The following is a 12,669-nucleotide window of genomic DNA, read 5'->3' on the forward strand; positions in this document are numbered from 1 at the left end:
ACGTCATTCAGGGAGTGATACGGATGCAGGCAAGATTGTTGTTGGAGGACGGCACGCTGTTCACCGGCCGCTCGTTCGGGGCGGAAGGGGCCGTCATCGGCGAAGTGGTGTTCAATACCGGCATCACCGGTTATCAGGAAGTTTTGTCCGATCCGTCCTATTGCGGGCAGATCGTGACGATGACCTATCCGCTCATCGGCAATTACGGCGTCACGCGCAACGACTTCGAAAGCATCATCCCCTACGTCCACGGCTTCGTCGTGCGCCGGCATGAGCCGGTTCCGAGCAACTGGCGCGCCGAGACTCCGCTCGACGTCTTGCTGAAGGAAGCGGGCATTCCGGGCATCTCCGAAGTCGACACCCGGATGCTGACCCGCATCATCCGTCATCACGGCACGATGAAGGGGATCATTACCACCGGCAGCGAGCCTGTCGAAGAACTGATGGAGCGCCTTCAGGCGACGCCGATCATGCGCGATCAGGTGGCGCGCACGTCGACGAAGAGCTTCATCAATGTGCCGGGCGGCGGAGAACGGATCGTGCTGATGGACTTCGGCGCGAAGAGCGGCATCCTGCGCGAGCTGACCCGGCGCGGCTGCGACGTCATGGTCGTGCCGTACGACACGACGGCCGAACAGATCCGCCGTCTCAATCCGGACGGCATCCAACTCTCGAACGGACCGGGCGACCCGAAGGATGTCGGCGTTGCGGTAAATACGATTCGCGAGCTGCTCGGCGAATATCCGATCTTCGGCATCTGCCTCGGCCATCAGCTGCTGGCGCTCGCCTGCGGCGCCGACACGGAGAAGCTGAAGTTCGGCCACCGCGGCGGCAACCATCCGGTAAAGGATCTTGTAAACGGCCGCTGCTACATCACGTCGCAAAACCACGGCTACACCGTGCGTGAAGACACCATCGCCGGCACCGGCCTCGAAATTACGCACATCAACAACAATGACAAGACGATTGAAGGCCTCCGCCATACGAAATATCCGGCTTTCTCCGTCCAGTACCATCCGGAGGCGTCGCCGGGACCGTTCGATTCGAGCTACCTGTTCGACGACTTCCTCGCCATGATCCGCGAGCACAAGCGCCTGAACCCGCGCAAGCCGCGTCAGATCCATCTGGCGGAGACGCTGAAAGGAGAACTGCTGCATGCCCAGAAATAACGATCTGAAAAAAATTCTCGTCATCGGCTCCGGTCCGATCGTTATCGGCCAGGCGGCGGAATTCGACTACGCCGGCACGCAGGCTTGCCAGGCGCTCAGGGAAGAGGGCTATGAAGTCGTCCTGATCAACAGCAACCCGGCCACGATCATGACGGACACGAACATGGCCGACAAAGTGTACATCGAACCGATCACGCTCGATTTCGTCACGCAGGTGATCCGCCGGGAACGCCCGGACGGCCTCCTGCCGACGCTCGGCGGGCAGACCGGGCTCAATATGGCGGTCGAGCTGGCGCGCGCGGGCGTGCTGGAGCGCGAAGGCGTGAAGCTCCTCGGCACGCAGCTCGAGTCGATCGAGAAGGCGGAGGACCGCGACCTGTTCCGCGAACTGATGCGCGAATTGAACCAGCCGGTTCCCGAGAGCACGATCGTGACGAGCGTCGAGGAAGCGATCGAATTCGCGAACAGCATCGGCTATCCGATCATCGTCCGGCCGGCCTACACGCTCGGCGGCACCGGCGGCGGCATCTGCGCGAACGAGGAAGAGCTGCGTGAAATTGTCGCGGCGGGCATCCGCTACAGCCCGATCGGCCAGTGCCTCATCGAGAAGAGCATCGCCGGCATGAAAGAGATCGAATACGAGGTCATGCGCGACTCGAACGACAACTGCATCGTCGTCTGCAACATGGAGAACGTCGACCCGGTCGGCGTCCATACCGGCGACAGCATCGTCGTGGCGCCGAGCCAGACGCTGTCCGACCGCGAGTACCAGATGCTGCGTTCGGCGGCGCTCAGCATCATCCGCGCGCTCAAGATCGAAGGCGGCTGCAACGTGCAGTTCGCGCTTGATCCGTACAGCTACCAATATTACGTCATCGAGGTCAACCCGCGGGTCAGCCGCTCGTCGGCGCTCGCGTCGAAGGCGACCGGTTATCCGATCGCCAAGATGGCGGCGAAGATCGCGGTCGGCTACACGCTCGACGAGATCATCAACCCGGTGACGGGCCAGACCTACGCGATGTTCGAGCCGACGATCGACTATATCGTGACGAAGATTCCGCGCTGGCCGTTCGACAAGTTCACCACCGCCAACCGGAAGCTCGGCACGCAGATGAAGGCGACCGGCGAAGTGATGGCGATCGGCCGCACCTTCGAGGAATCGATGCACAAGGCGATCCGCTCGCTCGAGATCGGCGCGCACCGTTTCCATCTGAAAGGCATCGAACAGGTCGATGACGAGACGCTGCGCCAGCGGCTCATCACGCCGGACGACGAGCGCATCTTCCTCGTGGCCGAGGCGTTCCGCCGCGGCTGGAAGCTGCAGGACATCCAGGACCTGACGAAGATCGACTGGTGGTTCCTGGACAAGATCGAAGGCATCGTCGCGTTCGAACAGCGGATCAAGTCCGAACCGGCACTGACGAAGGAGACGCTGTACGAAGCGAAGCGGCTCGGTTTCGCCGACCGGTCGATCGCGGAGCTCCGGCGCGAGGCGAACCCGTCCGACCCGCACGCCGACGAGGCGTCGGTCCGGGCGTTCAGGCTTGAGCTCGGCATCAAGCCGGTGTACAAAATGGTCGACACCTGCGCGGCCGAATTCGAAGCGACGACGCCGTACTACTACTCGACCTACGAGACCGAGAACGAGTCGGTGCAGACGGACAAGCCGAAGGTCGTCGTGCTCGGCTCCGGCCCGATCCGGATCGGACAAGGCATCGAGTTCGACTATTCGACCGTCCACGCAGTCTGGGCGATCCGCAAGGCCGGGTATGAAGCGGTCATCATCAATAACAATCCGGAGACGGTGTCGACCGACTTCTCGACGTCCGACCGGCTCTACTTCGAGCCGCTGTTCTTCGAGGACGTCATGAACGTCATCGAGCAGGAGCAGCCGGTCGGCGTCATCGTCCAGTTCGGCGGACAGACGGCAATCAATCTGGCCGCGCCGCTGGCCAAGGCCGGCGTGCGCATCCTCGGTTCGGATCTCGAGAGCATCGACCAGGCGGAAGACCGCAAGAAATTCGAAGCGCTGCTTCGCAAGCTGGGCATCGCCCAGCCGAAGGGCAGCACGGTCACGTCGGTCGAGGAAGCGGTCGAGACGGCGCGCAGCCTCGGCTATCCGGTGCTCGTCCGTCCGTCCTACGTGCTCGGCGGCCGGGCGATGGAAATCGTCTATTCCGACGAAGAACTGCTCGGCTACATGGAGCAGGCCGTCAAGATCAATCCGGAGCATCCGGTGCTGATCGACCGGTACATGCAGGGCAAGGAAGCGGAAGTCGACGCGATCAGCGACGGCGAGACGGTGCTCATCCCCGGCATCATGGAGCACGTCGAGCGGGCCGGCGTCCACTCGGGCGACTCGATCGCGGTCTACCCGCCCCAGTCGCTGTCGGAAGAGGTCAAGCGCCAGATCGTCGACATCACGATCCGCATCGCGAAGGAACTGCGGGTGGTCGGCACGATCAACATCCAGTTCGTCATTCACCAGGATCAGGTCTACGTCATCGAAGTCAACCCGCGCTCGTCGCGGACGGTGCCTTTCCTCAGCAAGGTGACGAACGTGCCGATGGCGAACCTGGCGACGCAGGCGATCCTCGGCAAGAAGCTCGCCGATCTCGGCTACAAGGAAGGGCTCTGGCCCGAAGACAAGCACGTCTCGGTGAAGGTGCCGGTGTTCTCCTTCGCCAAGCTGCGGCGCGTCGACCCGACGCTCACGCCGGAGATGAAATCGACGGGCGAAGTGATGGGCCGCGACGAGCTGTATGCGAAGGCGCTGTACAAAGGGCTGATCGGCGCGGGCATGCGCATTCCGCCGACCGGTTCGATCATCGCGACGGTCGCCGACAAGGACAAGGAAGAAGCGACGCAAATTCTGCGCGGATTCTACGATCTCGGCTACAGCATCATCGCGACGGGCGGCACCGCCGATGCGCTGGAGCGCGCCGGCCTGTACGTGACGCGGGTGAACAAGCTGAGCGAAGGGTCGCCGAACATCCTTGACCTGATCCGCAGCGGCAAGGCGCAGTTCGTCGTGAACACGCTGACGAAAGGCCGCACGCCCGAACGCGACGGCTTCCGCATCCGGCGTGAAGCGGTCGAGAACGGCGTCGTCTGCTTGACGTCGCTCGACACGGTGCGGGCGCTGCTGGAAATGCTGCAGGCTCTCAGCTTCGCATCCCGGCCGATGCCGGTGCTTCAGCAGCAGTAACACGTCCGAACGGGAGGCGGTACGCTTGACATTGACGCGGGAAGAAGCGGCAGGGCGCATCATGGTGGCGCTGGACCGCCCGGATGAAGCCGCCGCGGAATCGCTGATCCGGGCGCTTGAAGGCATTCCGTGCTGGCTGAAGGTCGGCATGGAGCTGTTCTACGCGGCCGGCCCGGCGTTCGTCGCCGGACTGAAAGACCGGGGGTACCGCGTCTTCCTCGACGTGAAGATGCACGATATCCCGAATACGGTGAAGGGCGGCGCGGCCAGCGTGACGCGGCTCGGCGTCGACCTGTTCAACGTTCACGCGGCGGGCGGCGTCCGGATGATGGAAGCGGCGCTGGAAGGCGCCGAAGCCGCCTCGGGCGGCCGGCTGCGGCCGCGGGTCATCGCGGTGACGCAGCTGACGAGCACGAGCCAGGCGGTGCTGAACGACGAGATCGGCATTCCGGGCACGGCGGAAGAAGCGGTCGTCCGCTACGCGCGGCTGGCGCGGCGGGCCGGGCTGGACGGCGTCGTCGCGTCCGCCCGGGAAGTGCGCGCGGTGAAAGCGGCGTGCGGCGGCGGGTTTCTCGCCGTCACGCCCGGCATCCGGCCGGCATCCGCTTCGGCCGATGACCAGGAGCGGATCATGACGCCGCGGGAAGCGCTGGACGCGGGAGCGGACTTCCTCGTCATCGGCCGGCCGATCACGGCGGCGCCCGATCCGCGGGAAGCGTTCGAATCCATTGTGAAGGAGTTGACGCACGGATGACCCGACAAACGGCCAACGGCGCGGAGCTGTCCCGTGAAATCGCCCGCCGGCTGCTGGCGATCCACGCGGTTGAGCTTCGCCCGAACGATCCGTTTACCTGGTCGTCGGGCCTGAAGTCGCCGATCTATTGCGACAACCGGCTGACGATGTCCTATCCCGAGGTGCGCGGCCTGATCGCGGACGGATTCGCCTCGATCATCCGGGAACGGTATCCCGTATGCGAAGCGGTCGCCGGCATCGCGACGGGCGGCATTCCGCACGCCGCATGGACGGCGGAGCGGCTCGGACTGCCGATGCTCTACGTGCGGGACAAGGCCAAAGGCCACGGCAAGACGAATCAGATCGAGGGCGCATTCCGGCCCGGCCAGAAAGTCGTGCTGATCGAAGACCTCGTGTCGACCGGCGGCAGCTCGCTGCGGGCGGCCGTGGCCGTGCGCGACGCCGGTTGCGAGGTGCTCGGCACGATCGCGATATTCACGTACGAGTTCCCGCAGGCGGAAGCCGCGTTCGCCGAACAGGGCATTCCGCTTCAGACGCTGTCGTCCTACAGCGTGCTGCTGGAAGCGGCGCTGGAAGCGGGAAGCATCACGGAGGAAGACGCCGCGCTGCTCCGCGGCTGGAAGAACGATCCGGAAGGCTACAGCAGACGTTTCGCATAACGCATAAAGCGGCATAAACGCAAAAAGCCCGGCGCTTCAGGCGCTGGGTTTTTTTTCGCAATCGGGAGGGCGGCGGCCGTGTCGGGGAGAATCGCTGATAGAATGCCTTATTTTATGCCCGAGATGGTGTAGTTGTCCATGATGTACCGTTGGAACAGCAGGAAGACGATGATGATCGGCACGACCATGACGGCGGATCCGGCCATCTGCAAGCCGTAGTTGCTGCTGTACTGCCCTTTCAGCAGCTGCAGGCCGACGGAAAGCGTGTAATATTTCGCGTCGTTGGCGATGATGAGCGGCCAGAGGAAGCTGTTCCATCCGGCAATGAACGTCAGAATGCCCTGTACGGCAAGCACCGAGACGGAGATCGGAAGCACGATCTGCAGGAAGATGCGGAACTCGCCCGCTCCGTCCAGCCGCGTCGCTTCCAGCAATTCGTCGGGAATCGTCGACATGAACTGCCGGAACAGGAAGATCGCGAACGCGCCGACGAGCGACGGGAGCACGATGCCGGTCATCGTATTCGTCAGCCCCATTTTGTTCAGGATGAGGTAGACCGGGATCATCGTCACCTGGCCCGGAATCATCAGCGTGGCGAGCACGAGGTAAAACAGCGGCTCCCTGCCTTTGAATTTGTACTTCGCGAACCCGTACCCGGCCATCGCGTTGAGCAGCATCCCGAGGAAGGAGAAGAACACGATGATGAGCGTGTTCCGCAGATAAACGCCGAAGTTCATTCGCTCGAACAGTTCGAAATAGTGCTCCAGGGTGAACGTCTCCGGCCACAGCGTCGGGGGGAAGCGGGCAAATTCCGGTTCCGGCTTGAAGGCGGAGAGGATCATCCACAGGAACGGCAGCACCATCAGAAACCCTCCGACGGTCAGCAAAATGCCTGCGAGCCATTGCATCGATTTCTGTTTTATCGTCATGGCACCCATCCCCCCGATTTCAGTCTTCCTTGCGCTGCAGCCTGAACTGCAGCAGCGTCAGCGTGATGATGGCGAAGAACAGGATGAAGGAACCGGCAGCCGCATATCCGAATTCACTGAATTGGAAGCCGTTCTTGTAGACGAACAGCGCGACGGACATCGTGCCTTCCAGCGGGCCGCCGTCGGTCATGACGAACGGTTCCTCGAAGAACTGCAGCCAGCCGATCAGCGTCGTGACCGAGACAAAGAAAATCGCAAACCGGAGCAGCGGCACGGTGATGTGCCGGATTTGCTTCCACGTCCCGGCGCCGTCGAGCTGGGCCGCTTCGTAGTACGATTTCGGAATGCCCTTGATCGCGGCGAGGAAGATCAGCATATTCAGGCCGATGGCCCGCCACAGCGCAAGAATGATCAGCGAGATTTTGGCCGTCACCGGATCTTGCAGCCAGCGGACATCGGGCAGGCCGAAGAAGTTCAACACGGTGTTGAACAAGCCCAGCGACGGGTTGTACAAATAGCTCCACACAACGGCCACCGCCACCACGTTCGTGACAGACGGCATGTAGAACGCGGCGCGGAAAATATCGAACACGCGGGATTTGCCGAAGTTGATGAGCAGCGCGATCGCCAGGGAGAACAGAATGACGAACGGTACGCCGAACACGACGTAAAAGAGCGTGTTGCCGATCGCTTTCAGAAATGAGCCGTCCCGCAGAATTTTCGTGTAGTTGGCCAGTCCGACAAAATGGATATTGGCATAATCCGCGAGTCCCGCCAGATCCATGTCGGTGAAGCTGATAAGGAGCGCGATCAGGATCGGCAGCAGCGAGAACAGAAAGAGCAGAATCAAAGCCGGAGCAATGAAGAAGTAAGGTGCGCTTCTCGTCGTGAACATTTTCATGCGTGAGCACTTCCTTTGCCGAACGTGTAAGAGAAAGCCTGCCGGCTGTATGCGGTTGCCGGCAGGCCGCGGTCCACGCTTATTCGCTCAAGATTTGCTCGGCTTTCGCGTTGAACGCATCCAGCTCCGCCTGGATGTCGGCATTGGCGCGGACGATCCGCTCGAACGAATCCAGGTACGTTTGCGCGATTTTCTCCCATTGGACGATCATCGGCATATGCTCCGAATGGCGGAGCTGCTCCTGGATCGCCTGATATTTCGGATCTTCCTTGAGCAGCGGAGCGTCCCATGCCGCAATGTTGGCCGGCAGCGACTTGGTGAGCTCGTTCCACTTCATTTGCGTTTCCTTCTTGCTCATGTACTGGATGAACGCCAGCGCTTCTTCCGGATGTTTCGTGTATTCGAAGACCGCCAGGTTCGACCCGCCGAGGACGGACAGGTTGTTCTCCTTCGCCGGAAGCGGGGCGACCGCCCATTTGCCTTCCAGATCCGGCGCCTGCGACTGAATCGCGTTGATCATCCACGGACCGCTGATGAACATCGGCACGATGCCTTCGCCCGCAAACGCTTGAACCGTATCGAGGCCGAGGTCCAGCGGAGCGGAGCCGTCATCGAAGAAGCCTTTCAAATATTCGACGGCTTCCTTGAATTCCGGCTGGTTGAACAGCGGCTTGCCGTCTTCGCCGAGCAGGGCGGAACCGTTTTGCCGCGCGAACATGAAGGTCAGGGACTGCTCGTTCATGTCGATGCTCAGGCCGTATTTGTCTTTGCCGCGGTCGGCCAGCTTCTTCGCGGCGTCGCGGAGCTCATCCCACGTTTTCGGCGCTTCCGGATAGCCGGCTTCGGCGAGCAGATCCGAGCGGTAGTAGAGGAAGCGGGTCTCCGTGTACCACGGAATGCCGTAAATCTTGTCGCCGAACTTCGTCGTGCCTACGGCGCCTTCATAGAATTGATCCGGAGCGAATTCCGGGTATTGATCGATGTAAGGCGTCAAATCTTTGAGCGCGCCGGCGTTCGCAAACTCCGCCATCCAGGTGGTGCCCATCTGGACGACGTCCGGACCGCCCTTCGAAGCGACAGCCGTCAGCAGTTTGTCGTGGGCATTCGACCAGGGCAGCGCCTGAACGTCAACGACGATGTTCGGATGTTCCTTCATGAATTCTTCGGCGATGGTCGGAAGCGACTTCGCTTCATCGCCCATGGCCCAGACGCTGATCTTCACTTTCTCTCCGGAAGACCCGCCGTTTCCTGACGACTTGCCGTCGTTGCCGTCGTTGCCGCCGGACCCGCCGCAGCCGGCCAGAACCAAGATCAAAGCGAGCAGACCGGCAAAGAATGCATTTTTTCTCATGTTCCATATCCTCCCCAATTCCGAAAGGTGTAACTCGCGTAAAGTCGGAAACTTTTTCGTCCCCAAGGTTGTCGTGTCTCCGGCTCCCCCCTTTAGAATGTTCAAACCCGAAATGAAACGAATCCGTCGAAACGTTTCGAGACACATTATAGCGCACAGTGAAATCGCATTCAATACTTTATTTTTTTAAAAAGTTCAAGTATAATGGCCGGTGAAACGTTTCGAAAAAAATTAAGAAAAATCCTGACGTTACCTTATAATGGGTGAAAAAACGACGGAAATACGAAACGTTTCACCTATTTGGTCGAATTACATCGCCAGACTTCACAATCATGCGCAAGGAGAGACGCACTCATGAAGCTAGCACACGCCAAACATTCGGTGCACGCCGGCGATGTCCGCTTCACGTTCTGGAACGGCGGAGATCTTCACGAGATCTCCTGTCGGGACATCATGATCAACCAATTGTTGTCTTCGCCGGTGGACGGGTCGCTGAACAATCTGTATCTTCGCCTTCATCGTCCCGAAGGCATCGCGTATCAGCCGCTCATCGGCGTCCGGTCGGACAGCCGGGTCAGCGTGAGCGGGCGGGGCATCGCTTTCGACGGGATGGCGTTCGGCAAGGTCGCTTACCGGGTCGTCTTCGCCGCGGATGAAGCGGGCGTCTGGTTCTGGGATATTCGGGTGCAAGGCCGGGGCGAAGAGATCGATGTCATTTACGGGCAGGATCTCGGGCTGGCGGCGAAGGGCGCCGTCCGCAGCAACGAGGCTTACATGTCCCAATACATCGATCATCAGGTGTTCCGGGACGAGCGGAGGGGATACATCGTCTGCTCCCGGCAAAATCAGCCCCAGGGCGGAAAGCTTCCGTATGTGCAGCAGGGAAGCCTTACGGGCTGCCGCGGATATTCGACGGACGGCTTCCAATTTTTCGGCCTGACCTACAAGGCGACGAATGAACCGGAAGCGCTGGGGCGCGACAGTCTGGCGAATGAAATTTATCAGTATGAATTTGCGTACACGGCGCTGCAGTCGGAGCGGGTGAAACTGGACGGCGAAGCGCGCATCGTGTTCTACGGCCTGTTCCGGGAAGATCATCCGGAGCGGGTCGCGGCGCCGGAATACGGCGATTTGGTGGAAGCGGCGTGGCGGCGGTATGAAGCCAGAGAAGAAATGTACGCGCCGGCTGTGCAGGTTCCGCCGCTGTTTCCGTTCGGTGATCCGCTGCAGCCGCTGCCGATGACGGAGGAAGAGATCGCCGCCTTGTTCCCGCGGCGCTTGCAGGAGGAGCGGGAGAACGGGCAGCTGCTCTCGTTCTTCACGGACCAATATGAACATGTCGTGCTGAGGGAGAAGGAACTGAAGGTTGAGCGGCCCCACGGCATCATTCTGATGAGCGGCGGCAATGACCGGGTCACGGAGCAGGTGCTGTCGACGACGTCGTACATGTACGGCGTGTTCAATTCGCAGATGACGGTCGGCAACACGACGTTCCACAAGTTTCTCTCGAATACGCGCAACGCGCTGAATGTGCCGAAGGTCTCGGGGCAGCGGATCTTCGTGGAGATGGACGGCGTCTGGCGCATGCTCACGCTGCCGTCGATGTTCGAGATGGGCTTCAATTACGCCCGCTGGACGTACAAGCTCGGGACGGACACGATCGTCGTGGAGAATTTCACGGCGGCCGACGCGCCGGAAGCGGTGCTGCGGGTAGAGTCGCGGCAAGGAAAGAAATACCGCTTCCTGGTGACGCATCAGGTCGTCATGAACGATCACGAATACGACCTTCCGTTCCGGATGGAGCGGGACGGCAGCCGTCTGACCTTCCGTGCCGACCCGCAGGCGCTGAGCTCGAAGTATTATCCGGATCTGGCCTTCCGGCTGCGCCTGGACGGAGCGGAGATGGACGTGTCCGACGCCGCGGCGGACAGCGCGTCGCTGATCGCGCTGACCATCGGGGAATCCGACGGCTGGACGCTGACGATGCAAGGGCTGCTGCACGGCGGCCGGCTGCCGGAGACGCAGCGCAGCCTGGAACGGGAGGCGGAGCGGTATCGGGCGTTCCTGTCGTCCGTCATGCGCGGGTTCCGCCTCGCGCTGCGAGGCGAAGAAACGTCGGAGCTGCAGAAGATGAATGCGGTCGCCTGGTGGTACACGCACAACATGCTGGTCCACTTCTCGGTGCCGCACGGGCTTGAGCAGTACGGCGGCGCTGCCTGGGGAACCCGGGACGTGTGCCAGGGGCCGGCGGAATATTTCACCGTCACGCAGCATTTCGGCGTGGTGCGGGACATTTTGAAAATCGTCTTCTCCCATCAGTACGAAGACGGCAACTGGCCGCAATGGTTCATGTTCGACCGGTATGCGCCGATCCAGCAGGAAGAAAGCCACGGCGACATCATCGTCTGGCCGCTGAAGGTGCTCGGCGACTACCTGCTCGCGACGGGCGACGCGTCGATTCTGGACGAACGGGTTCCGTACACGGTGCGGGGAACGTTCGCGTTCACCGAAGGGAACGTTTCGATCCGGGACCATGTCCGCAAAGCGGTCGACCACCTGCACCGCCATTTCCTGCACGGGACGCGCCTGTCCTCTTACGGCGACGGCGACTGGGACGACACGCTGCAGCCGGCGAACCAGCAGCTCAAACGGTACATGGTCAGCAGCTGGACGGTGGCGCTCACCTACCAAGCGATCCGCCAATTGTCCGAGGGGCTGCCGGAAGACGAGCGGGAATGGGCGGAGGAGCTCGCCGCCCTGGCGGACGGCATCCGCGAAGATTTCCATCGCGTGATCATGCGGACGGACGTCGTGCCCGGCTTCATCTACATGGAGCGGCCGGATGAAGCGGAGCTGATGCTGCATCCGACAGACCGGAAAACCGGCATCCGGTACCGCCTGCTGCCGATGCAGCAAAGCATCATTTCGGAGCTCTTCACCCGCGAGCAGGCGGAGTCCCATTACGGGATCATCAAAGAAAAGCTGTACCACCCGGACGGCGTGCGGCTGATGGACCGCCCGGCGAATTATGAGGGCGGCAACAGCAAACATTTCAAAAGAGCCGAGCAGGCGGCGAACTTCGGCCGGGAAATCGGGCTGCAGTATGTGCATGCGCACATCCGGTTCGTCGAGGCCATGGCGAAGCTGGGGTATGCGGAGGAAGCGTGGAGCGGCCTGCTGAAGATCAATCCGGTCGGCCTGCAAAGCGCCGTGCCGAATGCGGAACTTCGGCAAAGCAACGTGTACTTCAGCAGCTCCGACGGAAAGTTCAACACCCGCTACGAAGCCGAGCGGCGGTTCGAGGAGCTGCGCACCGGCCGGGCGGCGGTGAAGGGCGGATGGCGGATCTACTCCAGCGGCCCCGGCATCTATCTCAATCAGCTGATTGCGAACTGCCTGGGCATCCGGCAGGTGATGGGCGATCTGGTGATCGATCCGGTGCTGCCCGGCCATCTGGACGGACTTGAGTTTGATTTCGTCTGGATGGAGACGCCGGTCCGGTTCGTCTACCATCTGAATTCGGGCAGCCGCCGGGTGGTCGTCAACGGCCGCGAAGTGCCCGCGCTGCCGATCGCCGGGATGTACCGTGAAGGCGGCCTTCGCATCGCCAAGGAGGAATTTGCCAAAGCCCGATCGAATGAAAGGAACAGGGTCGAGATTTTCATCTGATTCACGGAGGCGGATGAACAAGGAGTGCA

Annotated in this window: 8 protein-coding genes; 5 read left to right on the forward strand and 3 right to left on the reverse strand. The window is 61.4% G+C overall.

The window, feature by feature from the left end; genetic code table 11:
* Positions 1-23 precede the first annotated feature (23 nt).
* From KJQ12_RS02630 to pyrE, 4 genes are read left to right on the forward strand one after another with little or no spacing between them, the layout of a single operon-like run.
* Positions 24-1,169 carry a carbamoyl phosphate synthase small subunit gene (locus tag KJQ12_RS02630; RefSeq protein ID WP_213483363.1) on the forward strand — a complete coding sequence of 382 codons (1,146 nt, stop codon included), beginning with the start codon at positions 24-26 and terminating at the stop codon, positions 1,167-1,169.
* Positions 1,156-4,377, forward strand: coding sequence for a carbamoyl-phosphate synthase large subunit (gene carB, locus KJQ12_RS02635; RefSeq protein ID WP_213483364.1), 3,222 nt, complete (start codon positions 1,156-1,158; stop codon positions 4,375-4,377). The genes KJQ12_RS02630 and carB overlap by 14 nt, the downstream gene beginning before the upstream one ends.
* A 25-nt stretch (positions 4,378-4,402) precedes the next feature.
* Positions 4,403-5,131 carry an orotidine-5'-phosphate decarboxylase gene (pyrF, locus tag KJQ12_RS02640; RefSeq protein WP_280529242.1) on the forward strand — a complete coding sequence of 243 codons (729 nt, stop codon included), beginning with the start codon at positions 4,403-4,405 and terminating at the stop codon, positions 5,129-5,131.
* Positions 5,128-5,790 carry an orotate phosphoribosyltransferase gene (pyrE, locus tag KJQ12_RS02645; protein WP_280529243.1) on the forward strand — a complete coding sequence of 221 codons (663 nt, stop codon included), beginning with the start codon at positions 5,128-5,130 and terminating at the stop codon, positions 5,788-5,790. Before pyrF ends, pyrE begins: the two co-directional genes overlap by 4 nt.
* A gap of 107 nt (positions 5,791-5,897) precedes the next feature.
* Here the strand turns inward: pyrE and KJQ12_RS02650 are convergent, their stop codons facing one another.
* The 3 genes from KJQ12_RS02650 to KJQ12_RS02660 form a co-directional block, all read right to left on the reverse strand.
* The gene (locus KJQ12_RS02650; protein ID WP_425315951.1) at positions 5,898-6,728 is read right to left on the reverse strand and encodes a carbohydrate ABC transporter permease; all 831 of its coding nucleotides are present in this window, start codon (positions 6,726-6,728) and stop codon (positions 5,898-5,900) included.
* 10 nt (positions 6,729-6,738) lie between these two features.
* Entirely contained in the window at positions 6,739-7,620 is an 882-nt protein-coding gene (locus tag KJQ12_RS02655; RefSeq protein ID WP_213483366.1) for a carbohydrate ABC transporter permease, read from the reverse strand.
* Positions 7,621-7,699: 79 nt separating this feature from the next.
* Complete coding sequence (locus tag KJQ12_RS02660) at positions 7,700-8,971, reverse strand: sugar ABC transporter substrate-binding protein (protein ID WP_213483367.1); 1,272 nt, start codon at positions 8,969-8,971, stop codon at positions 7,700-7,702.
* 354 nt (positions 8,972-9,325) lie between these two features.
* Between KJQ12_RS02660 and KJQ12_RS02665 the strand changes: the two genes are divergently transcribed.
* Positions 9,326-12,640 carry a GH36-type glycosyl hydrolase domain-containing protein gene (locus KJQ12_RS02665; RefSeq protein WP_213483368.1) on the forward strand — a complete coding sequence of 1,105 codons (3,315 nt, stop codon included), beginning with the start codon at positions 9,326-9,328 and terminating at the stop codon, positions 12,638-12,640.
* Positions 12,641-12,669 lie beyond the last annotated feature (29 nt).

Origin of the sequence: Thermobacillus xylanilyticus (assembly GCF_907165215.1) — a bacterium.
Lineage (GTDB): Bacteria > Bacillota > Bacilli > Paenibacillales > Paenibacillaceae > Thermobacillus > Thermobacillus xylanilyticus.